Below are 26180 nucleotides of genomic sequence, written 5' to 3'. Positions count from 1 at the left end.
AGGACGCCCCGGCACCGGGGCGTCAGGGTGAACCACCGGCCAAAACTACCCGGCGAGTCGCGCAGAATGGTGCCCGACTGCTTGCCTTCTTGTCGAATGCCCGAATTGTCCTCAGGTCAGGTCGTTTCGGGTCGGCGCGTGGGCCCCGGCCCGCTCGACGGTGAGCGCGCCCGTGTGCAGCGCGCGCTCCACCGAGGGCACGACCTCGGCCAGGGAGGCCGCCCGCAGACGGGTCCTCGCGGCCGACCCACCGAGCAGGCCGGCATCGATGAGGCCCGACACGAGCCCCGCCATGAACGAGTCACCGGCCCCGACCGTGTCGACGACGGTGACGGTGGGCGCCGCGAGCGCCTGCTGCTCGCCGGTGCGGGTGACACGGAAGACCGCGCCCTCGCCCCCGCGGGTCACGACGACGAGGGAGGGTCCGAGCTCGCCCCACGCGCGGATGACGTCGTCGATGGCCTCGCCGGGGCACAGCCACTCGATGTCCTCGTCGCTGACCTTGACGACGTCGGACAGCGCGATCGAGCTCTCGATGGTGTGCCTGGCCTGCTCGGGACGCCCCATGAGCGACGGTCGTGCGTTCGGGTCGTAGGACACCGTCGCACCCAGCTCGCGGGCCTCGGTGAGGATCTCGCGCACCTGACTGCCGCCGGGCTCGAGGACGGCGGCGATGCTGCCGGTGTGGACGTGGCCGTATGCCGTGAGGCCGGGGACCGCGGCCACCTGCCACTCGAGGTCGAAGACGTACGTCGCGGCACCCGTGGCGTCGAGCGTCGCGTGCGCGACGGAGGTGAAGGGTGCACCCTGGGAGCCCGCGGTCAGGGCGACGCCGCGCTCACGGCATACGTCCTCGATGCGGCGACCGCGCTCGTCGGTCGCGATCCACGTCGCGAGGTCGACCGGGTGCTCGAGGGCCGCCAGGCCGAAGGCGACGTTGGCGGGGCTGCCGCCGACGTGCTCGGCGGTGTCGCCGGCAGCGGTCGTCACCGCGTCGACGAGGGCTTCGCCGACGACGAGGGTGCGCACGGGCGACGAGGGGGGCGTCGGGTCGGACATCGTGGCGATCCTCACTCCTCGATCATGTCGGTGCTGCCGAACCAGCCCGGGCGGTCGAAGCGGTGCTCGCTGTCGATCGTGCGGATCGTGCCGCTGCGCGAGCGCATGACGAGGGAGTTGGTCCGCGCCGACTTCGCGCCGTAGCGCACGCCGCGGAGCAGCTCGCCGTCGGTGATGCCGGTCGCGACGAAGAAGCACTCACCGACGACGAGGTCGTCGGTGGACAGGACCCGCTCAAGGTCGTGACCGGCATCGAGGGCCTTCTGGCGCTCCTCGTCGTCCTTGGGCCAGAGCCGACCCTGGATGACGCCGCCGGTGCACTTGATGGCGCAGGCGGCGATGATCCCCTCGGGGGTGCCGCCGATGCCGAGGAGCAGGTCGACACCGGTGCCCGGGCGGGCCGCCATGACGGCGCCGGCGACGTCGCCGTCGACGATGTAGCGGATGCGGGCGCCCGTGTCGCGGATCTGCTCGGCGAGGTGGTCGTGGCGCGGCCGGTCGAGCATGACGACCGTGACGTCGGCCGGCGTCTCCTTCTTGGCCTTGGCGATGCGACGGATGTTCTCGGCGACGGGGAGCCGGATGTCGACGACCTCGGCCGCCTCGGGACCGGTCGCGAGCTTGTCCATGTAGAACACGGCGGAGGGGTCGTACATCGCGCCCCGGTTGGCGACGGCCATCACCGCGACGGCGTTGTTCATGCCCTTGGCCGTCAGCGTCGTGCCGTCGATCGGGTCGACGGCGACGTCGACCTCCGGGCCGGTGCCGTCACCGACCTGCTCGCCGTTGAAGAGCATCGGGGCGTTGTCCTTCTCGCCCTCGCCGATGACGACGACGCCGCGCATGCTGACGGTCGAGATCATGGCCCGCATCGCCTCGACGGCAGCACCGTCGGCCTTGTTCTTCTCGCCGCGGCCGACCCAGCGGCCCCCGGCCATGGCTGCTGCCTCGGTCACCCGGACCAGCTCGAGAGCGAGGTTGCGATCCGGCTGGCTGTGCTTCATCAAAGGTCCTCCGTCGGCGCAGAACGAGTCGGCGCCAGCCTATCGGTGGCCACACCCGCGTTTGGACCGCGTCCGGGAGTCGGGGACCATGGGGGCATGAGCACCCCGTCGACGCCGTCGACACCCCCGGCAGAGACCACCCCCGCTCCGGTGACCGAGTCACCGGAGGCCGCGGGCTCCACGACGTCTGCCGCTCCGCCGAGCCGCTACTCGCTCGGGACCTTCCCCAACATGTTCCGCTCGATGTTCGTCATCGGGCTGTTCGTGCTCGCGCTCGTCGCGATCGTCCCCCGCATCACCCAGGTCCAGCGCCCGGCCGTCGACGCGGCCGGCAAGGCGAGCCAGGTCGCGGCGCAGACGTCCTGGCCGGTCCAGCTGCCGAAGGGCCTCGGCGAAGGCTGGGTGCCGACCGTGGCGACGTACGCGCCGGGGACCGAGAAGGTCCAGACCTTCACGACGGTCTGGACGACCCCGAGCGGCAAGGACATCGCCCTCAAGCAGGCGGCGGGCGCGACCCCGGGGTGGGTCGCTCGCTCGGTCAATGACGGGGACGCCGCCGGCACCGTGACGGTCTCGGGCCGCACCTTCGAGAAGTTCGTCGCGAACGACGCCGGCCAGGTCGCCTACGTCGCGCGCGGAGACGGTGCTCGCGGGCTGACGCTCGTGGCGGGCGGCACCGCGCCCGAGGACGAGCTCAAGGCGTTCGTCGCGGCCCTCGCGCCCGTGGCGCCAGCGGCCGGCGTGACGCCCGTGCCGTCGACCACGACCGGCTGACCCGACCGCCTCAGGAGCCGTCGGTCAGGAGCCGTTTCAGGGGCCGTTGGACAGGGGCCGTCGGTCAGGGGCCGTCGGTCAGGGGCCGTCGGTCAGGGGCCGTCGGTCAGGGGCCGTCGGTCAGGGGCCTCGGTCAGGGGCCGTCGGTCAGGGGCCGTCGGTCAGGACTCGTCGTCCTCGTCGAAGATCTCGTCGTCGGCGTGCAGCTCACCGGCCGGTGCGGCCGGAGACGCCGGCCGCGTCGCGAGCTCGATCTCGGCCTGCGCGCCGTCGAGCCACGTCGCGCAGTGCGCTGCGAGCGCCTCGCCGCGACGCCAGAGGTGCATCGAGTCCTCGAGCGGGGCCTGCCCGGCCTCGAGCTTGGCGACGATCGCGATGAGCTCCTCACGGGCGTCCTCGTAGCGCATCCCGGCGATGTCGGGGAAGCCGTCGGTGGTCGTCGCGTCAGCCATGGGCGCCACCCTACGGCGTGGCGGCGTCACCGCCGCCGGCCGGCTCCGGCGGGGTGTCGGGTCGCTGGCCGGCGCGGGGCGGGCGTGGCGGGCGTGGCGAGGCCGCCTTCCCGGCAGGGGCGCTCGTCGCCTTCCGAGTCGCCGTCCTGCGCGTCGAGGCCTTCGGTGGGGCGTCCTCGGCGCCAGCGGTCACGGGGCGTACGCCGAAGTCGCCGCGGGCGACGCGGACCCGGAGCAGCTCGCCGACCCCGACGTCGTCCTGGTCCATGACGATGCGGCCGTCGCGGTGCTGCACGACGGCATATCCGCGCTCGAGGGTCGACTGGGGGGAGAGCGCCACGACCTGGCGACGGAGGTGTTCGGCCTGGTCGGCGGCACGGTGCAGTCGGGCCTCGATGCGCGTGGTCGCCCGCGCCCGGAGGGCGGCGACCTCCTGACGACGCACGCGGACCAGGGCGACCGGGTCGGCCATGACGGGACGGGAGACGAGGGAGCGCAGCCCGGACCGCTCGGCCTCGACACGACGCACGAGCGCGCGGCGCACCCGGTCGCGTGCCGCGTCGACGAGGGCGCGCTCGTGGGCCGCGTCGGGGACGACCTTCTTGCCGGCGTCGGTCGGTGTCGAGGCCCGCCAGTCGGCGACGAGGTCGAGCAGCGGGGTGTCGACGTCGTGCCCGATGGCGCTGATCACGGGGGTGCGGGCCTGGGCGACGGCACGGACCATCGCCTCGTTGGAGAAGGGGAGCAGCTCCTCGAGCGCACCACCGCCGCGGGCGATGACGATGACGTCGACGGACGGCATCGCGTCCAGCTCGCGGAGCGCCTCGACGACCTCGGTGACGGCTGACGTGCCCTGCACGGCGACCTCGCGGATCTCGAAGACGACGGCGGGCCACCGGCGCCGGGCGTTCTCGACGACGTCCTTCTCGGCCGCGGAGTTGCGTCCGGTGATGAGGCCGACTCGGTGCGGGAGGAAGGGGATCGGTCGCTTGCGTCCCGCGTCGAAGACGCCCTCGGCAGCGAGCGTGCGCTTGAGGATCTCGACGCGGGCGAGGAGGTCGCCGATGCCGACGGGACGGATCTGGCGTGCCTCGAGCTGGAGGGTGCCGCGCTTGGTCCAGAACGTGGGCTTCGCCTGGAGCACGACCCGGGCGCCCTGGGCGAGCGGGATCGGCATGGCGTTGACGGCGTTCATCGGCACGGAGACCGACAGGGACATGTCGACGTCGGGGTCGCGCAGGGTGAGGAACGCGGTGCCTCCGCGCGGGTTGAACTGGACGACCTGTCCCTCGACCCACAGCTGGCTCATCCGGTCGACGTAGTCGGAGATCTTGAGGCTGAGCACCCGCACCGGCCACGGCTGCTCGGCCGTCGTCTCGGCAGCCTTGTCGGGCAGCGGGCTCGTCATGCTCACCCGCGTCACCCTAGAGGTGTGGGGGGACGGAGTGACCCACCCGGCATCGGGTGGCGGTCCCCGAGCCGGAGGGGTCTGCGCCTGGATGGCCGACCGGTCGGCGCTCGCCGCTCGGCCCGGACGGCGAATCGGGGGCGAGCCGTGCGCCACCGTACGATGGGGCCATGAGCGAGCCAGCCGACCAGACGTCCGCCAAGAAGGTCCTCCTCGCGGCGCCACGCGGCTACTGCGCGGGTGTCGACCGGGCGGTCGTGACCGTCGAGAAGGCCCTCGAGCTCTACGGCCCGCCGGTCTACGTGCGCAAGCAGATCGTGCACAACAAGCACGTCGTCACCACGCTCGAGAAGCGCGGCGCGATCTTCGTCGACGAGACCGACGAGGTGCCCGAGGGCGCCACCGTCATCTTCTCCGCGCACGGTGTGGCCCCCGTGGTGCACGAGGAGGCGCGGGTCCGCAGCCTCAAGACGATCGACGCGACGTGTCCCCTCGTGACGAAGGTGCACCGCGAGGCCGTCCGCTTCGCCGACGACGACTTCGACATCCTCCTCATCGGGCACGAGGGGCACGAGGAGGTCGTCGGCACCGCGGGCGAGGCCCCTGAGCACATCACCCTCGTCGACGGTCCTGACGACGTCGAGAACGTCACCGTGCGCGACCCGGAGAAGGTCGTCTGGCTCTCCCAGACGACCCTGTCGGTCGACGAGACGATGCAGACGGTCGCCCGCCTCAAGGAGAAGTTCCCGGCGCTGCAGAGCCCGCCGTCCGACGACATCTGCTACGCCACCCAGAACCGCCAGCTCGCCGTCAAGCAGATGGCCAAGGACACCGATCTCATGATCGTCGTCGGGTCGCGCAACTCGTCCAACTCGGTGCGCCTCGTCGAGGTCGCGATCGAGCACGGCGCCCGGGACGGGCATCTCGTCGACTTCGCCGACGAGATCGACGAGACGTGGCTCGACGGCGTCTCCACCGTGGGCGTCACGTCGGGTGCCAGCGTGCCGGAGGTGCTCGTGCGCGACGTGCTGACGTGGCTCGCGGAGCGTGGCTACGGCGAGGTCGAGGCGGTCATCGCCGCCGAGGAGTCACTGCTCTTCTCGCTGCCCAACGAGCTGCGCCGCGACCTCAAGGCCGCCAGGGGCGAGGACGCCGGCACGGTGCGCCACGACGCCGCCTTCGAGGACTCCGGCTCGCTCCACTGACGCGGGGACGTCCGCGACCCCGAGACTCGCAGCCCCGTCAGCCGCCGAGCGCCGTGGTCAGGGCCGGCTGGAGGTCCTCGACCGTCCGGGTCGAGACGTACTGACCGCCCGTGATCGCCACGACCTGGCGCATCGCGGCCTCGTCCGCGCGACCGCCGATGCCGAGCACGACGACCCGGACCGGTCGCGCCGGGTCCTTCGCGGCAGCGAGCCGCTTCTTGAGCAGCTCGAGGGTCAGGCCGTAGTCGTCCTCGTTGGGGCCGTCGGCGACGACGATGAGGGTGTTGGCGTAGCCGGGCCGCCACGCTGAGCGGGCGCGGTCGTAGGCGGCCGCGATGGTGTCGTAGAGCCCGCTCCCACCGCCGACGTACGTGTCGAGGCGGGCGACCGCGTCGTCCAGCGCGCCGAGGCTCTTGCTCACGCCGAGCCCGCCGTAGTCGGTGAGCTGCCGGTAGTCGTCGGCGCGGCTGCCGACGTGGAGCGAGTAGATCCACAGTGACGCGATCGTGGTCGGGGAGACGGCGGCCACGGCGCGTGCCGTCGACTTCTGCACGATCGCCAGACGGGTGCCCTTGTCGGTGCGCTCGAGCATCGAACCGGAGACGTCGACGGCGAGCAGGGCCTGGGTCTTCCGGGCCGCGGCGTTCCACAGCCCGGCGGCCTTCGTGATCGAGGCACCCTCCGCCTCACCGTCCACGCGGATCTCGCCGTACAGCGGCGACGGGTCCTTGGGGTTGCCGTCGGCTGTGCGGAACCCGCTGTCCTGCAGGACCTTCCTCACGTCCGCGGACGTGAGGTAGTGCTCCAGCGCGGTGACGGCACCGGTCTTGGTCGGATCCTTGGTCAGCGACACGAGGGAGTACTCCAGGGCCGGGGCTCCCTCGGACGGCCCCACGGCCGCCAGCTCCTCGTCGGGGTGGGCGGCGTTCCACGCGACGAGCTGGGCCTGCGAGACGACGGCGCCGACGCTGCGGTCGGCCGTGGCGATGCCGGCGAGCGACACGCCACCGGTGCCCGTGGGCGCCGACGCCGCCGCGAGCGTGCGCAACCTCGCGTCCGGCAGCGACGTCGACGCGACGCCGAGGGCGATCCGGGCGATCGCCGACCGGTTCGGGTCGGGGATGCGCATCGGCACGGGACCACCGAGCAGGTCGGCCCAGCGCAGTCGGCTGCCGAGGCCGGACGCGGTCTCGTCCTTCATCGCCACGAGGACGGCGCTCGAGGCGAAGGGCTCGCCGGGGGTGACCGTGGAACCGGAGACGGCGTTCGCGCGCCCGACCCAGACGGAGGAGTCGGTGATCCAGGCGTCCGGACGTCCCGCTCCGCCGAGGGAACCGGCGACGGAGAAGGGCTCCTCGGAGTCGATCGTGTAGGCCGCGCACGGGCCGTCCGGACGTCCGGCGAGGGACTCGGCGGCAGCGGCCACCGCGGGCGCGATGGCCGGCGCCACGGACACGCGGACCTTGACCGGGTCGGCGCACGACGTCGGCTGGGCAGCGGTGGTGGGCAAGGCGGTCGGGACCTCACGGAGTCCGACGTAGCGGAAGGCGCCGTAGCCGACGCCGGCGACCACGGCGAGAGTCGCGACGGCGGCGATGACGCGCGTGCGTCGGCGCCGGCGCGCATGCTCGCGCTCGGCCGCCTCGAGACGCTCGCGCGACTCGCGCAGGCTCTGCTCGTACGGACCGATGCGCCGGCTCGGCGCGCTGGAGTCCTCCGGACCCGGGCCCCCCGCCCCGGTCACGATCTACCCAATCCCACGCGCGTATTGTCCGCGGCGTCCTAGCGGGTGTCCACTTCCCGGACAAATCGGACATCGCCGACGAGCGGCCGACCTGCCTGCGGCACAAGACAGCTCACGGCTGCGCACCGACGAGCCCTCGACCGGGCCGGCGCCGTGGAAGCGGCCGCGACGGACCCTCCGGCTCAGGCGGACTGCTCGCGGGAGTCGTCGGACCCCTGACGGGAGTCGCGGTCGGCGGCATCCGCGCCCCCCGGTGCAGCCACCCCGGATCGTCCGACGGTTCGGCCGAGGAACGCGTCGTCCCGGGCCATGCGCCCGAGGTCGTCGGTGAGCTCCGCCGCGCTGAGCGAACGCGGTGCGACCTCGAGCGGCTCGAGCGTCGGCGGCGCCTCGGTGGCCAGGTGCAGCTCGTGCATCCGCCGCGCCGTGACGAGCACTCGCGACTCGAGGGTGCCGACGAACCGGTTGTACTGCTCGACGGAGCGCGAGAGGGACTGGCCCATCGTCGTCACGTGTCCGCCGAGGGTCGTCAGACGCGCGTAGAGGTCCTGGCCGATGACGAGCAGCTCGCGAGCGTTCTGCTCGAGGGCGTCCTGCTGCCAGATCGCCCCGATGGTGCGCAGCACGGCGAAGAGCGTGCCGGGGGAGGCGAGGACGACCTTGCGCGACAGGGCGTGCTCGTAGAGGCCGGGATCGTCGGAGAGGGCCGTCGCGAGGATCGCCTCGCCGGGGACGAAGCAGATGACGACCTCGGGGGAGCGGGTGAAGGCCGTCCAGTACGCCTTGGCGGCCAGGCCCTCGACGTGCCGCCGCAGGGAGGTCGCGTGGGCGGCGAGCAGCTCGGCACGCTCGACCTCGGACACGGTGTCGCCGTGGGCCTGGAGGAAGTGCGCCATCGGCGCCTTGGAGTCGACGACGACGTGACGGGACCCGGGGAGGTTGATGACCGCGTCGGGTCGCACCGTCGCGCCGTGGCGGCTGACACGCGTCACCTGCTCGTCGAAGTCGCAGCGGGCGATGAGACCCGCCAGCTCGAGAACGCGCCTCAGCTGGACCTCGCCCCACGCGCCGCGGACGGTGGAGGCGTTGAGGGCGCTCGCGAGCGTCGCCGTCTCGGAGCGGAGCGACTCCGTGGACCGGCTCACCTCGGTGAGCCGCTCGCCCAGCTGGCCGAACTGGAGGGACCGGTCGCGCTCGAGCGCCCCGACCTGGCGCTCGACCCGGCCGATGGTGTCGCGCAGCGGAGCGAGCAGGCTCGCAGTCGTGTCGTCGACGTCGCGGGCGGCCTCGAGGTCGGCCACGCGCTCCCGGAGCACGTCGCGCTCGGCCTCGGCGCCGGCCGATCGGGCCAGCAGGGCGGAGCGCGCCGAGAGCCAGGCGAGCAGGCCCCCGACGAGTGCCCCGATGACGAGCCCGACGAGCAGAGCGGTGAGGTCCATGCGAGCACCGTCCCAGACGGCGCCGACACCATGGGGACGCGACACCCGGCCACGTCGCAACGGCTGGGGCGGACCGGACGTGGCGGACGGCATACGCCCGGGGTGGACGGGACGTCGGGGACGTCTGTTACACCTTGTCCGTGAGCGAGTACGACGACGCGACCCGGCTCGAGACGGGCGACGACCCCACGCAGCGGCACGGCACCTTCCACGAGGAGTGGATGATCGGCAACGCCGTCAACGGCGGCCTCGTCATGACGACGGCCCTCCGGGCGCTCGGCGAGCACCTCGCCGCCGACCCGACCGAGACGACCGAGCACGTCGACCCGGTCGTGCTCTCCGCCTACTTCATGACGGCCTCGCAGCCCGGGCCGTTCACCGTCACGACCGAGGTGATGCGGTGCGGACGGAAGCTCTCGACGGGGCAGATGACGATCCACCAGACCGGAGACGACGGCCGGCCCGTCGAGCGGATGCGCGCCATCGGCTCGTTCGGCAACCTCACCGACCTCGACGTGCAGCGCCAGGCGAGCCCGCCAGAGATGCCGCCGCCCGAGCAGTGCGTCTCGGCCGAGCAGGCACCGCCCGACTTCCTCGCCAACGCGAAGTTCCTCGAGCGCCTCGACCTGCGCCTCGACCCGAGCACGGCCGGGTGGGCGCTCGGCAAGCCCTCGATGCGCGGGGTCATGCGCGGCTGGCTGCGGCTGCGCGACGGCCGCGAGCCCGACACGACGATGCTCATGATGGCGCTCGACGCCCTCCCGCCCGTCGCGTTCGACCTCGGGCTCTTCGGCTGGACGCCGACGCTGGAGTTCACCGGCCACGTGCGCCGTCGCCCCGAGCCGGGCTGGCTGCAGGTGACGCTCGGGAGCGACACCCTCGGCGGCGGGATGATGGAGGAGGACGCGATGATCTGGGACTCGGGCGGCAACCTCGTCGCGCAGTCCCGCCAGCTGTGCGGCGTCCGACTGCCCAAGGCCGGCGGGTGAGCGTCGAGCTCGTCTACGAGACCCACTCGATCACCGACGACAACGAGGCCGGGATCGCGACCGGCTGGCTGCCGGGCCGGCTCTCGGACGAAGGCCGTCGCCTCGCCGTCGAGCTCGGCAGACGGCGACCGGCGGCCGGGTTCGCCGCGGTCTACACCTCGGACCTGGCCCGTGCGGTCGAGACGGCCGAGCTCGCCTACGGTGGCACCGACGTGCCCCGGCACACCGACGCGCGGCTGCGCGAGTGCGACTACGGCGAGCTGAACGGTGGGCCCGTCGCCGACCTCGAACGCGTGCGGCTCGACCACGTCGACGTGCCCTTCCCGGGCGGCGGGCAGAGCTACCGTGACGTCGTCGACGCGATGGCGGACGTGCTGCGCGACCTGCGCCGCGTCCACGAGGGCGAGCGCGTGCTCCTCATCGCCCATTCGGCCAACCGCTGGGCACTCCAGCACCTGCTCGACGGGGTGCCGCTCGAGCAGCTCGTCACCGCGCCCTTCGCGTGGCAGCCCGGCTGGGACTGGACGCTGGCGTGAGCGGGGGAGGGCGGCATACGCCCTCGTGGTCGGCGTGGCCTCAGATCGCCACTAAACTCTTGTCCTCGTGGCACTCACCATCGGAATCGTCGGTCTCCCCAACGTCGGCAAGTCGACGCTCTTCAACGCGCTGACCAAGAACAACGTGCTCGCCGCGAACTACCCGTTCGCGACCATCGAGCCCAACGTCGGCGTCGTCCCGCTGCCGGACTCGCGCCTCGGCGCGCTCGCCGAGATCTTCAGCTCGGAGAAGATCCTCCCGGCCACGGTGAGCTTCGTCGACATCGCCGGCATCGTCCGCGGCGCCTCCGAGGGGGAGGGGCTCGGCAACAAGTTCCTCGCCAACATCCGTGAGGCCGACGCGATCTGCCAGGTCGTCCGCGCCTTCGAGGACGGCGACGTCGTCCACGTCGACGGCAAGGTGAGCCCCGCGAGCGACATCGAGACGATCCACACCGAGCTCATCCTCGCCGACCTCCAGACGCTCGAGAAGGCCGTGCCCCGCCTCGAGAAGGAGGCCCGGGTCAACAAGGACAAGAAGGCTGCCGTCGACCTCGCGCTCGCCGCGCAGAAGGTCCTCGAGGAGGGCCACACGCTGTATGCCGCCGGGCCGGCCGCCGGGGTGGACCTGGCCGAGGCCAAGCAGCTCGGTCTGCTGACGACCAAGCCCTTCATCTACGTCTTCAACCTCGACGAGGACCAGCTCGCGGACGCGGACCTCCAGGCGTCGCTGCGTGAGCTCGCGGCGCCGGCCGACGCGGTCTTCCTCAACGCCAAGCTCGAGATGGACCTCATGGAGATGGAGCCCGACGAGGCGCTCGAGCTGCTCCAGAGCTTCGGGGCCGAGGAGTCCGGCATGGACCAGCTCGCCCGCACCGGCTTCCACACGCTCGGGCTGCAGACGTACCTCACGGCCGGCCCCAAGGAGTCGCGCGCGTGGACGATCGGCAAGGGGTGGACCGCGCCGATGGCCGCCGGGGTCATCCACACCGACTTCCAGCGCGGCTTCATCAAGGCCGAGGTCGTCTCGTTCGACGACCTCGTCGCGGCGGGGAACATGAACGCAGCCAAGGCCGCCGGCAAGGTCCGCATCGAGGGCAAGGACTACGTCATGGCCGACGGCGACGTCGTGGAGTTCCGCTTCAACGTCTGACCCGCTCGACGACACCGGACCTGCCGCGTCTAGCGGAGCGTCGTGCAGAGGTTCTCGAACGAGCCGGTGACACGGGTGAGCTGGAAGTCGGTGAAGACCGTCGGACCGTGGAACACGAACAGTCCCTGTCCGACCGCTCCCGTGGCGTCGTGTCCCGCGAGCACGGGTGAGAGTGACGAACCCGTGAGAACGACCACCGTCTCACCGCTCGTCCCCGAAGAGCTGAGGACTGGCCCCGAGACGTCCCGGACCACCGACGCGCCTGTCGTCTCGTTCGTGACTCTCACGACGAGCCGGCCTGTGACCAGGGTGTTCCCGTTCGGGAAGGTGCGCGCGAACTCATGGTTCGCCACCTCCGAGAGGGTGGCCGCGAACGGGCAGACGTCTCCTGCGCCGAACGTGAACGGAAGACCCGAGGGGACGAAGACGCGCGGGCTCGGCTGTCCACCTCCGCCGACGAGCCCCGCCGCGGCGGATCCCGCATTGACCGTCGGGACTGCGAGGAGGGCGGCGCCCAGTGCCGCCATGACGATTCGGTGAGATGACATGTGATCACCCTTTCCCTGGAAGTTCTGCCGCCTGCTGCTGCAGGTGAGTCATGTCCGGCGGCTCTCTCCCCACGCCGGCGGGGAGGGAGTCACACCCAGGGTCGGTCGGCGCTGTCACGCATGCGCTTGACCGCGAGGAGCTCCCGGTTGCCGCACCGCTGGCAGACGATCACGTCCTTGTCACCCGGCTGGCGTCGATACATGTGCCCCATGACCCAGCACGGGGCGTTCCTCAGTCGCATGATCGGTCCTCTCTCCCGCGCTCAACAGCCGCCGCCGCCGTCGCCACCGCAGCCGCCGCCGTCGAATCCGCCACCGAACCCGTCGAAGCCGCCGCTGAACCCGTCGCCGTTGGAGTAGCCCCAACCGCTCTCGGCCCCGAAGCCGGCGCAGTGGCCTCGGCCTTCCCCGTGCCGGGCGCCTCGCGCACCGGGACGGTGCCTACCGCACTCCGTGCAGGTGTGGCCGTGCGTCGGGTCGTCCGTGGCCGGCTCCCAGCGGTGGCGGCCGATCATGCACGTGAAGCTCTTCGTCGTGTCCATGCCTCAGGATCGGCTGAGACCGGTCCCGCCGTCTGTGCGCGTCGCGACACATGGCGAGGGTGCGTGCTCCGTGTGGACCTCCGGGCACCGGGCCGTCGTCGGGGTGGGCGCTGGCACTTGCCCGTCAAAAAAGCAGATCCCCGACCAGATGGCCGGGGATCTGCGCGGGACCGAAGTCACCGAAGGCTGTGGGGGGTCAGATGCCCTTGACCTTCTCCGCCTGAGGACCCTTCGGGCCCTGCGTGACGTCGAACTCGACCTTCTGGCCCTCCTGGAGCTCGCGGTAGCCGCCGCTCTCGATGGCCGAGTAGTGAACGAAGACATCGGCGCCGCCGCCGTCCTGCTCAATGAAGCCGAAGCCCTTTTCGCTGTTGAACCACTTCACGGTGCCTGTTGCCACTGGTGTTGCCTCTTCTTGTCTGCGAGGCCTCCCGTGCGGAGACCTCAGGCTGCCGCTGGTCACGACGGGCGCGTCACGCGAACCTTCGCGCAGCCGCTTCGTCGTGCCGAGCCCGCACATGGCGGACTGGGACGGCAACTGGGAACGAAGGTAGCAGCCGCAGGCGCCCCTGACCCCGTCCCGGTGGGTGCGAGCCCGGTGTGTCCGGGCCTCGAGATGCGCCGAGGACCGCGCGGAGCCCCCTTCGCGCGCACTCGGTGCCGCGCCTGACTCGCAGTTCTGACGAAGGCCTGTCGCGCGCGACAGCGACGAGTAGCGTTCCTTGGAGTCACATGGGAGCCGGGACAAGGGAGATCGAGATGCCGAACCAGGCTGACGGAGCACTGCTCGTGCAGGTGGCCCAGTGGGGCTCCACGATGGGCATCGAGGAGGCCCAGCAGGCGATCTGGTCCGACGACTTCGATCCCGAGACCGCCTCCACCGACGACGTGCTCGTCTCCCGTGTCCTCAACTGGGGCGAGACGATCGGGACGCTCACGAAGAACGGGCTCCTCGACACCGACCTCGTCCTCGACTGGCTCTGGATGGCGGGACTGTGGTCGCGCGTCGGGCCCGCGGCGAAGAAGCTGCGCGAAGAGCACGGTGTGCCCGAGCTGTACGAGAACTTCGAGGCCCTGGCCACGCGGCAGGTCTGACGCCCTCCGACACTCAGTCGCCGACGCCGGTGTACCGGGCGAGCGTCGAACCGTGGGTGCCCCCACCGGGACTGCGGGCGAAGAGCGAGGGGTCGACCTGTGCGGCCTCCGGCGAGTTGGAGAAGCCCGCGAGCCACTCCGTCACGGCAGGCGACACGGCCACCGAGGCGGCGACGGACGCGAGGAGCGAGTGCGCGTAGAGCAGCGCACTCTCCGGCGTGGCGCCGGAACCGACCGCGTGCCCTTCGGTGACGCCCTGGCCCGGGCGGCGCAGGATCCTCACCAGGTGTCCGGGGTCGAGCAGCTGCGCCGAGAAGGCGGCCTGGGCGAGGTCGGCCGGCTCTGCCGTCGGCGGACGAAGTCCGTCCGGCAGGTCGTGGCGGAGACGCAGGAAGAGAGCCTCCGACTGCTCCGACGAGAGCGTGGCGAAGGCTTCGCGGTGCGCCTGGCGGAGCGCGTCGGACGACGCCACGCGCAGGAGGTAGGTGTATCGGGCGACGTCCATCGCCTCCCCGTCGGGTGCATCGGCCCGCTTCCGTGGCCTGACCTTGCCGAGCCTGTCGCGAATCCCCATGTGCGCTCCTCGAGCACCTCGCGTCGTCGACGCGGACCGCCCTGGCCCGTCGATCGTCCTCCCATGCCGTGCCGGGGGACAAGGGCTGAGCAACCCCGGGCCGCCCGGTGCGTCGCCGCCCGCCGCTAGGGTGCGGGCCATGAGCGACGTCACGATCCTGCACAACAAGCGCTGTTCGACGTCCCGGGCTGCCGTCGAGCGCCTCGATGACGCGCACGTCGAGGCCGAGGTCGTCGACTACCTGCGCCACCCGCTCGACGCGGCCGCACTCGAGGACCTGCTCGACAAGCTCGAGGACCCGCCGACCGACCTCGTCCGCCGTGACGCCTACTTCGCCGAGCTCGGGCTGACCGACGCCGACGTCGAGAGCCGCCAGCAGGTCGTCGCCGTCCTGGCCGAGCACCCGCGGCTGCTCCAGAGACCTGTCCTCGTCAAGGGTGACCGTGCCATCATCGGCCGGCCCAAGGAGCGGGTCGCGGCCTTCCTCGCCGACTGAGCTCAGTCGAGCCCGAGCCCGCGGCGTCCCGTCTCGTTGAGCTGCTCGGGGGCGAACCGGTCGGGCCAGCTGCGCTCGTAGTCCTCCTCCGGGAAGTCGCTCGGGCTGGAACCGGTGAGGAACGCCTCGCGCACGCTGGCGGCATACCGCTCGTTGCGCTCGCACCAGGGCGCGGCGGGGATGTACATGACGTTGCCCCAGCCCTGCTGGTCGGTGACGGGCGCGACGCTGTGGATCATGTCGCAGTGCCACCACACGGAGTCGCCGGCGCGCACGTCGGGGATGCCGCTCAGAGCCTCGAGCAGGAGCGGGTGCCAGCGCTCGCTGGCCGGGAAGACCTGGTTGGTCGTGACCCCGCACATGTCGTCGTCCGGGACGTCGTCGAGCAGCGGGCGAAGCATGAGGTATGCCATCGCCTCGGGGATCGGGACCGTGTGCAGGACGCCCTGGTCGTGGTCCATGTCGGACAGCGCGGTCCAGCCCTGGAACGTGCGGAAGGCCGAGCACATCGTCGTGCCCGGGTACTGCGGGCCGGAGGTGCGGTGGGCGGCGTCCCAGGGGTCGTACTGCTCCACGCTGCCGTCGAAGAGGTGGCGGAAGGCCTGCTGGTAGCCCTGCGTCATCCAGAGGTCCAGCGTGCCCGGGTCGCAGTGCGCCCCGAGGCCGTTCGAGTCGGCGCCCGGAGGGCGGCGGCGGATGCGGTCGGGGTAGAGCGAGTCGCGGTCGGGGTCGAACCACTGCACGCCGTCGGACTCGTGCGTCCACTGCGCGTTGAGCAGCGACTGGACCGTGGCCATGCGCTCGCTCTGTCGGGCCTCCATCTGCGCAGGGGACCAGTACACGGGGTAGATCTCGGGCTTCGACCCGACGCTGCCGAAGAAGTCGTCACCCGGCCCCCGGTAGCTCTCGAAGAAGGCGTTGCCCTCGACGTAGTCGACGATGCCGGCATTCCAGGCGAGCGCCTGCTCGCGCGGGAAGTGGCCGCGGACGACGAGGCAGCCACGCCGGCGGAGCGCCGCGAGCTGCTCCGGGGTGACCGTGCCCTGCTCGATGTCGGCGTAGTCGATGACGGGCCAGACGTCCTCGCCGCGCTCGCGGGCCGCGCGGATCTCGGCGACGCGCTCGGCGACACGAGCCTCGACGACGGCGAAGACCTCGGCGACGGACCGGCCGGACGCCTCGATGCGCGCCCGGATCGCGCTCTTGACCTCACGGATCGCCGCGGGCAGGTCCTCGGGTGGGGTCTCCCAGTGCGGGAGGTCGGTGTCGGCGGGGGTGACGTGCGTGGTGGTCATGGTGGTTCCTTTGGTCAGGACTCCTTACGAAGAATGACGGTAGCGCGTCACCCTCCATTTGGGCAAGAGTCCTAACTAGAATGGGCGCATGTCGTCCGCGAAACCGAGCCTCGACCTGCTCCGCTCGCTCACCGAGGAGCACGTGCTGCACGCCCTGATGGAGCACGGGCGACTCACCCGGGCCGAGGTCGCGGCCCGGACCGGCATCTCGAAACCGACGATCTCCGAGGGGGTCCGGCGTCTCGTCGACGCCGGCCTCGTCGTCGACACGGGGGAGCGCAGCTCGGGCCGGGGTCGGGCCGGGTCCTACTTCACGCTCGCGCCCGATTCCGGCGCCGCCCTCGTCGTCGGCATCACGCCGCAGGGGGTCGTGGCCGAGGCCGTCGACGCCTTCGGCGTGGTCGTCGGGTCGGCCGACGTGGCGCTCCCCCGAGACGCAGGCGTCGGTGCCGTGGGCCTCGCCCTGACGCGAGCGGCGAACGCCGCCGCGGCCAGGGTGACCGGGAGGCTGCGGCTGGCCGTCGTCAGCGCGGCCGACCCCGTCGACCGCGAGACGGGGCGGCTCGTGCACCTGCCCGACGCCCCGTTCCTCGTCGGCGACCTCGACGCGCCGTCGTTGCTCGCCACCGCCGTCGACGGGCCCGTCCTCGTCGACAACGACGTCAACTGGGCGGCCCGAGCCGAGCGCGCCGCGGGTGGGGCCGGCGCCGTCGACGGCTCCCACGACTTCGTCTACCTCTACCTCGATGAGGGGCTCGGGCTCGCCGTCGTCTCCGACGGCGAGGTGCGGCGCGGCCACTCCGGCCTGGCCGGCGAGATCGCCCACCTCACGACGCAGGGCCCCGACGGCCGGGCGACGCGACTGACCGAGGTCTTCGCCCAGCTGGGCCTGCGCCGGGCCGGCTCGACCGCCATCGACGTCGGGCGTCTGAGGACGACGATCGCCGACTCGGGCCGCGGCGCGTCGACCCTCGACGCCCTCGGGGCCGCCGTCTCGGGCGTCCTCGAGGCGGCCGTCGCGCTCGTGGACCCCGAGAAGGTCGTCGTCGGGGGCGCGTGGGGGAGCGACGAGGCGATGGTCGGCGAGCTGCGTCGCCGGTCGGCAGACCTTCCGCGCCGGGTGCCCGTGGTGGTGGCGGCCGTCACCCAGCAGCCCCAGCTCGTCGGCGCGCGAGCCGAGGCCCTCCAGCGGCTGAGAGATGTCATCATCACCACCGTCCGGACACCGGACCCGGTCTAGGTTGGTGAGCGGGTCAGGGGGCGAGCGCGCGGACGCATCCGGAACACGGGGAGCCCTCGGCGTCCATCCGGCGGACGTGCCGGTCGGACGTGCAGGCCGTCCGACGAAGGAGAGCGCACATGCCCGGTACGGAACGCGCCAGGGTGGACTCGTTCGGTCACCCCGAGGACGGTCTGCACGAGGCCACCCCGTGGTACGACTGGGGCCCCTATCTCTCCGAGCGGGCCTGGGGAACGGTGCGCGAGGACTACAGCGCCGACGGCTCGGCCTGGGACTACTTCCCGCACGACCACGCGCGCTCCCGTGCGTACCGCTGGGGCGAGGACGGCATGGCCGGCGTCAGCGACGTCGGCCAGAACCTGTGCATGGCGCTGGCCCTGTGGAACGGTCGGGACCCGATCATCAAGGAGCGGATGTTCGGCCTGACCGGTCCCGAGGGCAACCACGGCGAGGACGTCAAGGAGTACTGGTGGTTCCTCGACGCCCTGCCCAGCCACGCCTGGCTGCGCTGGCGCTACCACTACCCGCAGGCCGAGTACCCGTATGCCGCCCTCGTGGCCGAGAGTGCCCGGCGTGACCACACGCAGCCGGAGTACGAGCTCATGGACACCGGGGTCTTCGACGACGACCGCTACTGGGTGGTCGACGTCGTGCACGCCAAGGCCGACCCGCACGACCTGCTCATGGAGGTTCGCGTCACCAACGCGGGTCCGGACGTCGCGACGCTGCACGTGCTGCCCCAGCTGTGGTTCCGCAACACGTGGTCGTGGGACGTGGGTGCCATCCGGCCCGCGCTGAGGGCGACGGGTCCCGATCGGGTCCAGGTGCAGCACCCGCGGTTCGGCGAGCTCGAGTGGGAGCTCGCGCCCGCACCCGCGGGAGGACCGCCCGACCTGCTGTTCTGCGAGAACGAGACCAACGGCCGGCGACTGTACGGGTCGGACTCGTCAGCGGACTACCCGAAGGACGGCGTCAACGACCACGTCGTGTCCGGCGCGCGCACGGTCAACCCGGACCGGGTCGGGTCGAAGAGTGCGGCCTGGTACCGCCTGACCGTGGCGCCGGGCGAGACGCAGGTCGTACGCGTCCGCCTCCGTGCACCGTCCACGGCACCCGCCTTCGGCGCTGCGTTCGACACGGTGCTCGAGCAGCGTCGCGCCGAGGCCGACGAGTTCTATGCCGAGGTCATCCCCGCCGACGTCGACGAGGACGCCCGCCTCGTGGCGCGACAAGCCTTCGCCGGGATGATCTGGGGCAAGCAGTTCTACCGATACGACGTGAAGCGCTGGCTCGAGGGCGATCCCACGCAGCCTCCGCCTCCGCCGGAGCGACGGTCCGGGCGCAACGCCGGTTGGCTCAACGTGGACGCTCGCGACATCCTGTCGATGCCGGACCCGTGGGAGTACCCGTGGTTCGCCGCCTGGGACATGGCGTTCCACACCGTCGCCCTGGCCCACCTCGACCCGGCGTTCGCCAAGTACCAGCTGCTCGTGCTGTGCCGGGAGTGGTTCCAGAACCCCAACGGCGCGCTCCCGGCCTACGAATGGTCCTTCAGCGACGCCAACCCACCCGTTCACGCGTGGGCTGCCCTGCACGTGTGGGACATCGACGGAAGGCGCGACACCGACTTCCTGGGCCGACTCATGCCCAAGCTGCTCATGAACTTCACGTGGTGGGTCAACCGGATGGACCCGGAGGGAGACCACCTCTTCGCCGGTGGCTTCCTGGGCCTGGACAACATCAGCGCCATCGACCGGTCCCACCTGCCACCGGGTGGCCGCCTCGAGCAGGCCGACGGGACGAGCTGGATGGCGTTCTACTCGCTCACCCTCCTCGAGATCGCCAGGATCCTCGCCGAGAAGGACGACGCGTGGACCGACATCGAGGTGAAGTTCGTCGAGCACTTCGTGCTCATCGTCGACGCCATGCACTCCCAGGGTCTCTGGGACGGGGAGGACGGCTTCTTCTACGACGTCTTCCACGGCGCAGACGGCAGCACGGTCCCGATCAGGGCACGGTCGATGGTCGGCGTGCTGCCGCTGCTCGGGATGGTCGTCGTCAGGCCGGAGCTGCTCCGGACGCTCGGCACCCTCCAGAAGCGCTTCTCGGGGTTCCTCGGGCACCAGGGACCGACCTCCGGTGAGCGCGGTCGCGGTCGGGTCGTCGAGATCCCCGGCACGGAGGCCGTCGCGATCGGTGTCGTGCCGCCGAGAGCAGCGCGTCGGGTCCTGGGCCGGGTCTTCGACGAGGACGAGTTCCTGTCGCCGCACGGGCTGCGTGGGCTCTCGCGCTTCCACCTCGAGCACCCGCTGTCGGTCGAGCTCGCCGGGTCGACGGTCACGGTCGACTACGAGCCCGCGGAGTCCACGACAGGCATGTTCGGCGGCAACTCCAACTGGCGCGGACCCGTGTGGATGCCCGTCAACTACCTCGTGCTGCGCAACCTCCAACGGTATGCCCGGTCGCTCGGGTCCGCGAGCGAGGTCGAGTACCCCACCGGAAGCGGGCACACGCAGGGGCTGGCCGACTGCGCCGAGGACCTGCGTCGGCGCCTGATCTCGTTGTTCCTCCGAGGTCCGGACGGCCGACGCCCGTGCCACGGGCACGTCGAGAAGCTGCAGGCCGACCCCCGCTGGCGGGACAACGTGACCTTCTTCGAGTACTTCCACGGTGACAACGGTGCCGGGCTGGGGGCCAGCCACCAGACCGGGTGGACCGGGCTCGTGGCCGACCTGATCTGCCGGCCCGACCCGTTCGCGGGCGACCAGCGGCCGTGGGGCCTCTGAGGCCCCGGCGCCGCCGCGACGGCTCGTCGTGCGCCCGGGATCAGGCCACGAGCGGCGAACGGGACGGTGGTGGGGACAGGTCGCTCGTCAGCGAGCGGTCGCCGAAGTCGGGACGCACCGGGGTGTAGTCGCCCGAGAGCAGGGGCGAGGAGATCATGAGGTCGGCGCTCGCGACGTTGCAGGCGACGGCGGTGTTCCAGACCGCGGCCACACGCAGCAGCGCCTTGACGTCCGGATCGTGCGGCTGGGGCTCCAGCGGGTCCCAGAAGAAGACGAGCAGGTCGATGAGACCCTCGGCGATCCGGGCGCCGATCTGCTGGTCACCACCGACCGGACCGCTGAGCAGCCGGGTGACGGGAAGGCCCAGCTCATACTGCAGCAGGGTGCCCGTCGTGCCCGTGGCGAAGAGGCGGTGCTCCGCCAGGGTCTCGCTGTTGAAGGCGGCCCACCGAAGCAGGTCGGGCTTCTTGTTGTCGTGGGCGACGAGGGCGATCCCTCGTTCGGTCGTCGTCATGGCGTCTGGCCTCCGTGGTCGGGGCGGGTCACACCACGGTGACCGACCGACGTGACGCGGCCGTTGCCGCCGTGTGAGCGACATGTTGCGGGCTGGGCGCGACGTCGCCGAAAAAACTTCCCGGACGGTGTAACGCTCCGGTGCGCACCGCCGATGGAGCGGTCAGAAGAGGCGCCACTCGGACCCCCGAGCGAGTGGCGCCTCTCCTGTGTCCGGGAGGCCTGCTCGCGTCTGCGTGTGGCGGCCTCAGCCCGCCGGTGGCAGCACGACGCCGAAGCCCGCCACGGCCAGCCGGAGCAGCACCTGTCCGGGGGCGAGCAGGTCGGCGATGCGAGCGGCGCTGAGCACCTCGAGCTCGGCGAGCCGGACGGCATACGCCTCCGGGCCGGCGACGCGAGCCCGCTGGAGCTCGGTCGTGTTGTGCCACACCTTGGTGCGGGCCTCGCGCAGGAAGCGGGTCGAGGCCGCGCGGTTGAGCGGCGTCAGCACCCGGTCGAGCGCGCTCTTGGCGCTCAGGGCGGCCAGCTCGTCGTCCTCCGCGGCGACCCGGGCGGACAGCACCGCGTCGATGCGCTCGTGGTCGCGTCGCCGCCGGTCGAGCAGGACGAGGTCGGCGAAGTCGGCGTCGCTGATGACGCCGAGGAGGGCCTGTGGCAGGTCGTAGTTGATGTGGGCGTTGATGCCGAGGAGCACCTGCCGCAGCGGCGGCAGGTCGGCGGGGGCCCCGAACGCGAGGCGCCACGGCCGCGGCGCCTGCCGTCCCGGGTCGCCTGACAGGTCGGCGTCGAGGGCGTCGAGGTAGAGGTCGGCGAAGACGACGTCCCACTGCTCGACCCACTCCGGGTCCTCGAAGGCGGCGGCCTCGATGGCCGCGCCGACGGCCCGCGTCGTGCGCTGGTAGGTCGCGAGGAACGCGCGTCGGGCGGAGAGCTCCGGTGGCATCTGCTCGAGGGTCGCGGTCATCCGCTCGAGGACGTCGTCGATGGTGCGACCGCCCACGGTTCCGGTCATCGCGTTTCTCCTCACGCACGCCGCCCCTCGCTCCTATTCTGGATCGGGAGTCGCACGGTGTCAGTCGAATCCGAACGCCGTCGCGCGGGGGCGCTCCTGGTCGAGGAGGCCGGATGAGAGCACGGACGCACGGGCCCAGGTCGTTCGACGCGGTCACCGTCGGGCAGCGGGAGACGGACGCGTGGGTGGCCTACTACAGGCACGAGTGGGCAGCCTTCCTGCGGGCGTCGGTGGCGATGGTGGCGGCGGGTTTCGGGATGAACAAGGCCGACACGCTGCGCGGTGCGTGGCTCGTGCTGCGGGCCAACCAGGCGTGGGCGCCCTTTCCCGACAACGACGCCCAGCGTGCGCGCGACCTGATGCGTCGCTTCTACGCGCTGGTCGCGGAGACGGCCGGTCTCGACCTCGATCCGGTGCGGGCCGCCACCCTCGAGGTCGAGTGGTGGCGCGTGCACCGCGAGCACCAGCACGACGGCGACGTGACCAAGGACCAGCTCGTCGGCGCCCTCGTCGACCTCTACTCCTACGTGTACGCGGCCGATCCCGACCGTGTGCGGCCCGCGGCCGCGTGGCGGGTCGAGGCGATGGATCTCTCCGACGCCTGGGTGCGCGGGGGCTGCTCGCTCACCGACCCTCTGGTGGCCGCCGAGCGCCGGGCACTCGTCGCGTCGTATGCCGCCCTGCTCGACGCCGTCGGACGGTCGAGGGGGTGAGCGGCTGTGTCGCGCGTCGACCCTGTGTCCCCGCCCTCGACGACGCGGAGGGACGACCGCGTCCTGCCGGCCACGCGGGTGCTCGCGATCGTGCTCGTGCCGATCCTCGTGACGGCGTTCGCCATCCTCTACGGCTTCCCGTCCGACACCGGGCGGCTCTTCGCCTGGACGATCAGGCCGAGCCTGACCCCCATGGTGCTGGCGTCGGCCTATCTCGGCGGGGCGTGGTTCTTCGTCCGCGTCGTGCGTGAGCGGCGGTGGGCCCGGGTCGGTGCGGGCCTGCTGTCCGTCACGCTCTTCGCTGCCCTGCTCTGCGTGGCCACGGTCCTCCACTGGGACCGGTTCAACCACGGACACGTCGCCTTCTGGCTCTGGGCCACGCTCTACTTCGTCGCTCCGTTCCTCGTGCTCGCGGCCTGGGTGGGCAACACCAGGGTCGCCGCGCTGCCCCGACCCGACGAGCTGCGCCTCAGGCCCGGCGCCCGGGCGGTCGTCGCCGGCGGTGCTGGCCTCGCGCTCGCGCAGGGTCTCGTGATGTTCGCGTTCCCGAGCCTCGTGATCCCGGTCTGGCCGTGGCTGCTGACTCCGCTCACGTGTCGCGTCGTCGGCGCGGTCTTCTGCCTCGGCAGCGCCGGTCTCGTCGTGCTCCGTGACAGCAGGTGGATACGCCTGCGGCTCATGGTCGAGGTGGAGGTCGTCATGCTGACGCTCATCCTCGTCGGGGCCGTGCGAGCGCGGACCGACCTCTACACCGACCGTCCCCTGACGTGGCTGCTCCTGACGGGCTTCGCCGCCACGCTCGGGGCCTCGCTGCTCCTCTGGAGCTCCATGGCGAGACGTGAGCGGGCGCGAGGGACGTCCGCGCGGCCGGCGCCCCGGCGGACGTCCGCACGCTGACCCGGAGCCTCAGCGCGGGGAGAGCACGAGGAACGGCAGTCCCTCGCAGCGGGTCGCCGACCATGCTGCGTGGTCGACCTCGTCTCCGGACAGCCAGGCCTCGATCGGCAGTCCCCGGAGGAGGTCGCCGGTCACCCACGTCGGGTCCGACGACGTGACGACGCGGCCGGCGGCGTTGACGAGGACGCAGGTGCGCTCGACGGCCTCCATGACGTCGAGGAGGTGCTCCTCGAACCAGGCGACGAGGACGTCGACCCCGACGACGCCGGCGAACGTGCCGTCGACGACGAGGGGCTGGGTGAAGGTCAGGGTGTACTGGTCGGTGCAGAGGTAGTCGACGTACGGTCCGGTGACATGGCGCTGGCCGCTCTCGAAAGGCTTTGCGTACCAAGGCAGCTCGGTGTAGTCACGAAACCCGACCGCGCGTGGGTCGGTCTCGGCGGCAAGCTTGGCGATCACCGTCGTGCCGCCGCGGGACTCGACGGTCCACCACTCCAGCCAGTAGGGCGCGTCCGCGAGGACATCGGGAGCGAGCACAGCGCCCGCCCCGGCCACCGGCGTCTGTGGGTCGGCGAGGAGCTCGTGGCAGCGCTGTTCGATGGCGAGGTCGGAACGCCTCGGGGCCGGCGCCGACAGCGGGGCCTCGAGCAGCCCGGCGATGTCGTCGAGCTGACCGAAGACCCACTGCCCGAAGTCCGAGACCCACCGGGCGACGTCGGTGTCGGTCATCGTGGTCGTCATGGGGCCCTCCGCGATCGGGTCTCGCGGTGCAGGGACTTCACCGCGTCGAACAGGTGCCTGACATGATCCTCCGCCCGGGCCCGTGCCGCCGCGGGATCGCCGAGCGCCACGGCCTCGACGACGGCCTCGTGCTCACGGTGCCGCACGGCGCCCGACTCGGCGTCCGCGAGCCAGAGCACGGGTCCGATCTCCCTCTGGAGCACCATCTCCTCACGGGTCAGGCGCGCCGACTGCGCGGTTGCGGCCAGCTCGAGATGGAAGGTGCCCTCCTGTCGGGGCGTGGCGCTCGGTTCGTCCGGCTCGGGGCGCAGCGCCGCCAGGCGGCGCAGGCGCGCCACGTCGTCGGGGTCGGCCCGCTCGGCCGCGAGGGCGGCGCAGTGGCCGCTGATGGCGCAGTAGTGGTCGGCGAGGTCACGCAGCTCGCCGAGGCCGACCCGGGTGAGCCGGGTCAGCAGGGCCGCCCGGCCACCGTCATGAGGCGCCTTGACGAAGGACCCGCCCCCGCGGCCGCGGCGCGTCACGATGAGGTCGTCGTCGCGCAGGGTGCCGAGCGCCTCACGGACCGTGACCGTGGCGACGCCGAACCGGTCGGCGAGGTCGCTCTCGGGCGGGAGCATGCTGCCGTCGGGGAGCAGACCGAGCGCGATCGCCTCGCCCAGGCGGCGGCGAACGGCCTCGGCGCGGCCCGCGGTGGGCAACGGCGCGAACACGGCGGCATACGGGCCGAGCGGCATCGACCGATCCGCCATCGGGCCCTCCCTAACAGTTTGGTCATTTCCCTTGCGCTTAAACATATGGACCCATACCTTTTCCGTCCAGAAGCAACACCGACGACCAGAGGAGTCCGCATGGCTGCCGAGACGGCGTCCGGCACGCCGGCCATCCGGCTGAACGGTCTGCGCAAGGAGTTCGCCGGCACGCCCCCGGTCGTCGCCGTCCACGACGTCGACCTCGACGTCCGCGCCGGGGAGTTCTTCTCGATGCTCGGTCCGTCGGGCTCCGGCAAGACGACCGTGCTGCGGATGATCGCCGGTTTCGAGGAGCCGACGAGCGGCCGCATCGAGCTCGCCGGCGAGGACGTCACCGGTCGTCAGCCCTACGAGCGCGACGTCAACACCGTCTTCCAGGACTACGCGCTCTTCCCGCACATGAGCGTCGCGGAGAACGTCGAGTACGGGCTCCTCGTCACGAAGGTCGGCCGCGCGGAGCGTCGCTCCCGCGTGGCGGAGGCGCTCGAGCAGGTGCGGCTCGGTGACCACGGGTCGCGCCGCCCGTCGCAGCTCTCCGGCGGCCAGCGCCAGCGGGTCGCCCTCGCCCGGGCGCTCGTCAACCGACCGACCGTCCTGCTCCTCGACGAGCCGCTCGGTGCCCTCGACCTCAAGCTCCGCGAGCAGATGCAGGTCGAGCTCAAGGGCATCCAGCGTGACGTCGGCATCACCTTCCTCTTCGTCACCCACGACCAGGAGGAGGCGCTCACCCTGTCCGACCGGATCGCCGTCTTCGACGCCGGACGCATCGAGCAGGTGGGCACGGCGCACGAGGTCTACGAGAGCCCCGCGTCCGCGTTCGTCGCCGGCTTCGTCGGCACCTCGAACCTCCTGACGGGGGACGCCGCCCGTGCCGTGATCCGGCGGGACGGCTCGTTCGCCATCCGTCCCGAGAAGGTCGCCGTCATGGCGGTGGGATCCCCGGCGGACACGGGGATGATGAGCGCCGACGGCACCCTCGAGGAGGTCGTCTACGGCGGCCCCGTCACCCGCTACGTCGTCGCCCTCGACGCGGGCGGCCGGCTCACCGCCCTCGAGCAGAACGCCGGGACGCGTCCCGACGTCGCCGCCCTGCGTCGCGGTGAGCGCGTCGCGCTCCGCTGGCGGGCCGACCACGTCATCGACGTACCGGGCCCACCCGCGCCCGAGCGGTCGCCGCTCGGCGCATCACCACAGCAGTCACCCACCACCACATGAA

Annotated in this window: 28 protein-coding genes; 12 read left to right on the top strand and 16 right to left on the bottom strand. The window is 71.9% G+C overall.

Features of this window, described 5'->3' with window-relative positions; all coding sequences use genetic code 11:
• Nucleotides 1–111: 111 nt before the first annotated feature.
• Both H283_RS0108935 and glpX read right to left on the bottom strand, forming a co-directional pair.
• Nucleotides 112–1074 (bottom strand): carbohydrate kinase, encoded by a 963-nt coding sequence (locus tag H283_RS0108935; RefSeq protein WP_020143179.1) that lies wholly within the window; start codon nucleotides 1072–1074, stop codon nucleotides 112–114.
• Nucleotides 1071–2063: a class II fructose-bisphosphatase gene (glpX, locus tag H283_RS0108930; RefSeq protein ID WP_020143178.1), complete on the bottom strand. Its 993-nt coding sequence runs from the start codon at nucleotides 2061–2063 to the stop codon at nucleotides 1071–1073. Before glpX ends, H283_RS0108935 begins: the two co-directional genes overlap by 4 nt.
• Before the next feature lie 96 nt (nucleotides 2064–2159).
• On the opposite strand from glpX, the gene H283_RS0108925 reads away from it, so the two are divergent.
• On the top strand, nucleotides 2160–2837 hold the full coding sequence (locus H283_RS0108925) for a DUF4245 domain-containing protein (protein ID WP_156023065.1): 678 nt from the start codon (nucleotides 2160–2162) through the stop codon (nucleotides 2835–2837).
• A gap of 161 nt (nucleotides 2838–2998) precedes the next feature.
• Here the strand turns inward: H283_RS0108925 and H283_RS24520 are convergent, their stop codons facing one another.
• Both H283_RS24520 and xseA read right to left on the bottom strand, forming a co-directional pair.
• Entirely contained in the window at nucleotides 2999–3289 is a 291-nt protein-coding gene (locus H283_RS24520) for an exodeoxyribonuclease VII small subunit (RefSeq protein ID WP_020143176.1), read from the bottom strand.
• Between the two features lie 10 nt (nucleotides 3290–3299).
• Complete coding sequence (xseA, locus tag H283_RS0108915; protein ID WP_043648954.1) at nucleotides 3300–4697, bottom strand: exodeoxyribonuclease VII large subunit; 1398 nt, start codon at nucleotides 4695–4697, stop codon at nucleotides 3300–3302.
• 170 nt (nucleotides 4698–4867) lie between these two features.
• Here xseA and H283_RS0108910 point away from each other — a divergent pair, with 170 nt between their 5' ends.
• Nucleotides 4868–5902, top strand: coding sequence for a 4-hydroxy-3-methylbut-2-enyl diphosphate reductase (locus tag H283_RS0108910; RefSeq protein ID WP_020143174.1), 1035 nt, complete (start codon nucleotides 4868–4870; stop codon nucleotides 5900–5902).
• A gap of 37 nt (nucleotides 5903–5939) precedes the next feature.
• On the opposite strand, the gene H283_RS24515 is transcribed toward H283_RS0108910, so the two are convergent.
• Entirely contained in the window at nucleotides 5940–7646 is a 1707-nt protein-coding gene (locus H283_RS24515) for a substrate-binding domain-containing protein (RefSeq protein WP_020143173.1), read from the bottom strand.
• 182 nt (nucleotides 7647–7828) lie between these two features.
• A complete protein-coding gene (locus H283_RS24510; protein WP_020143172.1) occupies nucleotides 7829–9085 on the bottom strand; it encodes a DNA recombination protein RmuC in 1257 nt (418 codons plus the stop codon).
• Nucleotides 9086–9225: 140 nt separating this feature from the next.
• Here H283_RS24510 and H283_RS0108895 point away from each other — a divergent pair, with 140 nt between their 5' ends.
• The 3 genes from H283_RS0108895 (at nucleotide 9226) to ychF (ending at nucleotide 11763) form a co-directional block, all read left to right on the top strand.
• Complete coding sequence (locus tag H283_RS0108895) at nucleotides 9226–10074, top strand: thioesterase family protein (RefSeq protein ID WP_020143171.1); 849 nt, start codon at nucleotides 9226–9228, stop codon at nucleotides 10072–10074.
• Nucleotides 10071–10610, top strand: a complete 540-nt coding sequence (locus H283_RS0108890; RefSeq protein WP_020143170.1) for a histidine phosphatase family protein — start codon at nucleotides 10071–10073, stop codon at nucleotides 10608–10610. Before H283_RS0108895 ends, H283_RS0108890 begins: the two co-directional genes overlap by 4 nt.
• A gap of 67 nt (nucleotides 10611–10677) precedes the next feature.
• Entirely contained in the window at nucleotides 10678–11763 is a 1086-nt protein-coding gene (gene ychF, locus H283_RS0108885; RefSeq protein WP_020143169.1) for a redox-regulated ATPase YchF, read from the top strand.
• Between the two features lie 29 nt (nucleotides 11764–11792).
• Here the strand turns inward: ychF and H283_RS0108880 are convergent, their stop codons facing one another.
• From H283_RS0108880 to H283_RS0108865, 4 genes are all read right to left on the bottom strand, one after another.
• Complete coding sequence (locus H283_RS0108880; RefSeq protein WP_156023063.1) at nucleotides 11793–12311, bottom strand: hypothetical protein; 519 nt, start codon at nucleotides 12309–12311, stop codon at nucleotides 11793–11795.
• 89 nt (nucleotides 12312–12400) lie between these two features.
• A complete protein-coding gene (locus tag H283_RS27610; protein ID WP_156023062.1) occupies nucleotides 12401–12553 on the bottom strand; it encodes a hypothetical protein in 153 nt (50 codons plus the stop codon).
• A 21-nt stretch (nucleotides 12554–12574) separates the two neighbouring features.
• Nucleotides 12575–12853, bottom strand: a complete 279-nt coding sequence (locus H283_RS0108870) for a hypothetical protein (protein ID WP_020143166.1) — start codon at nucleotides 12851–12853, stop codon at nucleotides 12575–12577.
• Nucleotides 12854–13049: 196 nt separating this feature from the next.
• The gene (locus H283_RS0108865) at nucleotides 13050–13253 is read right to left on the bottom strand and encodes a cold-shock protein (RefSeq protein ID WP_009777120.1); all 204 of its coding nucleotides are present in this window, start codon (nucleotides 13251–13253) and stop codon (nucleotides 13050–13052) included.
• Nucleotides 13254–13612: 359 nt separating this feature from the next.
• Between H283_RS0108865 and H283_RS0108860 the strand changes: the two genes are divergently transcribed.
• Entirely contained in the window at nucleotides 13613–13948 is a 336-nt protein-coding gene (locus tag H283_RS0108860) for a hypothetical protein (protein WP_020143165.1), read from the top strand.
• A 13-nt stretch (nucleotides 13949–13961) separates the two neighbouring features.
• Here H283_RS0108860 and H283_RS26565 read toward each other — a convergent pair whose 3' ends face one another.
• Complete coding sequence (locus H283_RS26565) at nucleotides 13962–14522, bottom strand: hypothetical protein (protein ID WP_020143164.1); 561 nt, start codon at nucleotides 14520–14522, stop codon at nucleotides 13962–13964.
• Between the two features lie 139 nt (nucleotides 14523–14661).
• Here H283_RS26565 and arsC point away from each other — a divergent pair, with 139 nt between their 5' ends.
• Nucleotides 14662–15018 (top strand): arsenate reductase (glutaredoxin), encoded by a 357-nt coding sequence (arsC, locus tag H283_RS0108850; RefSeq protein ID WP_020143163.1) that lies wholly within the window; start codon nucleotides 14662–14664, stop codon nucleotides 15016–15018.
• Nucleotides 15019–15020: 2 nt separating this feature from the next.
• Here arsC and H283_RS0108845 read toward each other — a convergent pair whose 3' ends face one another.
• Nucleotides 15021–16313 carry a DUF1479 domain-containing protein gene (locus H283_RS0108845; protein ID WP_020143162.1) on the bottom strand — a complete coding sequence of 431 codons (1293 nt, stop codon included), beginning with the start codon at nucleotides 16311–16313 and terminating at the stop codon, nucleotides 15021–15023.
• A gap of 88 nt (nucleotides 16314–16401) precedes the next feature.
• Here H283_RS0108845 and H283_RS0108840 point away from each other — a divergent pair, with 88 nt between their 5' ends.
• Both H283_RS0108840 and H283_RS0108835 read left to right on the top strand, forming a co-directional pair.
• On the top strand, nucleotides 16402–17553 hold the full coding sequence (locus H283_RS0108840; protein WP_020143161.1) for an ROK family transcriptional regulator: 1152 nt from the start codon (nucleotides 16402–16404) through the stop codon (nucleotides 17551–17553).
• Between the two features lie 119 nt (nucleotides 17554–17672).
• Nucleotides 17673–20339: a glucosidase gene (locus tag H283_RS0108835; protein ID WP_156023061.1), complete on the top strand. Its 2667-nt coding sequence runs from the start codon at nucleotides 17673–17675 to the stop codon at nucleotides 20337–20339.
• 40 nt (nucleotides 20340–20379) lie between these two features.
• Here the strand turns inward: H283_RS0108835 and H283_RS24500 are convergent, their stop codons facing one another.
• Nucleotides 20380–20853, bottom strand: a complete 474-nt coding sequence (locus H283_RS24500) for a methylglyoxal synthase (protein ID WP_020143159.1) — start codon at nucleotides 20851–20853, stop codon at nucleotides 20380–20382.
• Between the two features lie 246 nt (nucleotides 20854–21099).
• Nucleotides 21100–21864 (bottom strand): DUF5995 family protein, encoded by a 765-nt coding sequence (locus H283_RS0108825; RefSeq protein WP_020143158.1) that lies wholly within the window; start codon nucleotides 21862–21864, stop codon nucleotides 21100–21102.
• A gap of 113 nt (nucleotides 21865–21977) precedes the next feature.
• Here H283_RS0108825 and H283_RS0108820 point away from each other — a divergent pair, with 113 nt between their 5' ends.
• A complete protein-coding gene (locus H283_RS0108820) occupies nucleotides 21978–22577 on the top strand; it encodes a hypothetical protein (protein WP_020143157.1) in 600 nt (199 codons plus the stop codon).
• A 6-nt stretch (nucleotides 22578–22583) separates the two neighbouring features.
• Nucleotides 22584–23474 (top strand): hypothetical protein, encoded by an 891-nt coding sequence (locus H283_RS0108815; protein WP_020143156.1) that lies wholly within the window; start codon nucleotides 22584–22586, stop codon nucleotides 23472–23474.
• Nucleotides 23475–23483: 9 nt separating this feature from the next.
• On the opposite strand, the gene H283_RS24495 is transcribed toward H283_RS0108815, so the two are convergent.
• Nucleotides 23484–24215, bottom strand: a complete 732-nt coding sequence (locus H283_RS24495) for a cache domain-containing protein (RefSeq protein ID WP_020143155.1) — start codon at nucleotides 24213–24215, stop codon at nucleotides 23484–23486.
• Nucleotides 24212–24964 (bottom strand): FadR/GntR family transcriptional regulator, encoded by a 753-nt coding sequence (locus H283_RS24490; RefSeq protein WP_020143154.1) that lies wholly within the window; start codon nucleotides 24962–24964, stop codon nucleotides 24212–24214. Before H283_RS24490 ends, H283_RS24495 begins: the two co-directional genes overlap by 4 nt.
• Before the next feature lie 99 nt (nucleotides 24965–25063).
• On the opposite strand from H283_RS24490, the gene H283_RS0108800 reads away from it, so the two are divergent.
• The gene (locus H283_RS0108800; protein ID WP_020143153.1) at nucleotides 25064–26179 is read left to right on the top strand and encodes an ABC transporter ATP-binding protein; all 1116 of its coding nucleotides are present in this window, start codon (nucleotides 25064–25066) and stop codon (nucleotides 26177–26179) included.
• Nucleotide 26180 lies beyond the last annotated feature (1 nt).

Source organism: Terracoccus sp. 273MFTsu3.1 (assembly GCF_000383675.1).
GTDB lineage: Bacteria > Actinomycetota > Actinomycetes > Actinomycetales > Dermatophilaceae > Terrabacter.
The sequence above is the reverse complement of the archived record's forward strand: the minus strand, read 5'-3'. Positions and strand labels throughout refer to the sequence as shown.

What these genes read in the sequence shown, in the direction of transcription:
- glpX (WP_020143178.1), bottom strand. Translation starts at nt 2,063, where the DNA reads ATGAAGCACAGCCAGCCGGATCGCAACCTCGCTCTCGAGCTGGTCCGG.
- H283_RS0108925 (WP_156023065.1), top strand. Translation starts at nt 2,160, where the DNA reads ATGAGCACCCCGTCGACGCCGTCGACACCCCCGGCAGAGACCACCCCC.
- H283_RS24520 (WP_020143176.1), bottom strand. Translation starts at nt 3,289, where the DNA reads ATGGCTGACGCGACGACCACCGACGGCTTCCCCGACATCGCCGGGATG.
- xseA (WP_043648954.1), bottom strand. Translation starts at nt 4,697, where the DNA reads ATGACGAGCCCGCTGCCCGACAAGGCTGCCGAGACGACGGCCGAGCAG.
- H283_RS0108910 (WP_020143174.1), top strand. Translation starts at nt 4,868, where the DNA reads ATGAGCGAGCCAGCCGACCAGACGTCCGCCAAGAAGGTCCTCCTCGCG.
- H283_RS24510 (WP_020143172.1), bottom strand. Translation starts at nt 9,085, where the DNA reads ATGGACCTCACCGCTCTGCTCGTCGGGCTCGTCATCGGGGCACTCGTC.
- H283_RS0108880 (WP_156023063.1), bottom strand. Translation starts at nt 12,311, where the DNA reads ATGTCATCTCACCGAATCGTCATGGCGGCACTGGGCGCCGCCCTCCTC.
- H283_RS27610 (WP_156023062.1), bottom strand. Translation starts at nt 12,553, where the DNA reads ATGCGACTGAGGAACGCCCCGTGCTGGGTCATGGGGCACATGTATCGA.
- H283_RS0108870 (WP_020143166.1), bottom strand. Translation starts at nt 12,853, where the DNA reads ATGGACACGACGAAGAGCTTCACGTGCATGATCGGCCGCCACCGCTGG.
- H283_RS0108860 (WP_020143165.1), top strand. Translation starts at nt 13,613, where the DNA reads ATGCCGAACCAGGCTGACGGAGCACTGCTCGTGCAGGTGGCCCAGTGG.
- H283_RS26565 (WP_020143164.1), bottom strand. Translation starts at nt 14,522, where the DNA reads ATGGGGATTCGCGACAGGCTCGGCAAGGTCAGGCCACGGAAGCGGGCC.
- arsC (WP_020143163.1), top strand. Translation starts at nt 14,662, where the DNA reads ATGAGCGACGTCACGATCCTGCACAACAAGCGCTGTTCGACGTCCCGG.
- H283_RS0108845 (WP_020143162.1), bottom strand. Translation starts at nt 16,313, where the DNA reads ATGACCACCACGCACGTCACCCCCGCCGACACCGACCTCCCGCACTGG.
- H283_RS0108840 (WP_020143161.1), top strand. Translation starts at nt 16,402, where the DNA reads ATGTCGTCCGCGAAACCGAGCCTCGACCTGCTCCGCTCGCTCACCGAG.
- H283_RS0108835 (WP_156023061.1), top strand. Translation starts at nt 17,673, where the DNA reads ATGCCCGGTACGGAACGCGCCAGGGTGGACTCGTTCGGTCACCCCGAG.
- H283_RS24500 (WP_020143159.1), bottom strand. Translation starts at nt 20,853, where the DNA reads ATGACGACGACCGAACGAGGGATCGCCCTCGTCGCCCACGACAACAAG.
- H283_RS0108825 (WP_020143158.1), bottom strand. Translation starts at nt 21,864, where the DNA reads ATGACCGGAACCGTGGGCGGTCGCACCATCGACGACGTCCTCGAGCGG.
- H283_RS0108820 (WP_020143157.1), top strand. Translation starts at nt 21,978, where the DNA reads ATGAGAGCACGGACGCACGGGCCCAGGTCGTTCGACGCGGTCACCGTC.
- H283_RS24495 (WP_020143155.1), bottom strand. Translation starts at nt 24,215, where the DNA reads ATGACGACCACGATGACCGACACCGACGTCGCCCGGTGGGTCTCGGAC.
- H283_RS24490 (WP_020143154.1), bottom strand. Translation starts at nt 24,964, where the DNA reads ATGGCGGATCGGTCGATGCCGCTCGGCCCGTATGCCGCCGTGTTCGCG.
- H283_RS0108800 (WP_020143153.1), top strand. Translation starts at nt 25,064, where the DNA reads ATGGCTGCCGAGACGGCGTCCGGCACGCCGGCCATCCGGCTGAACGGT.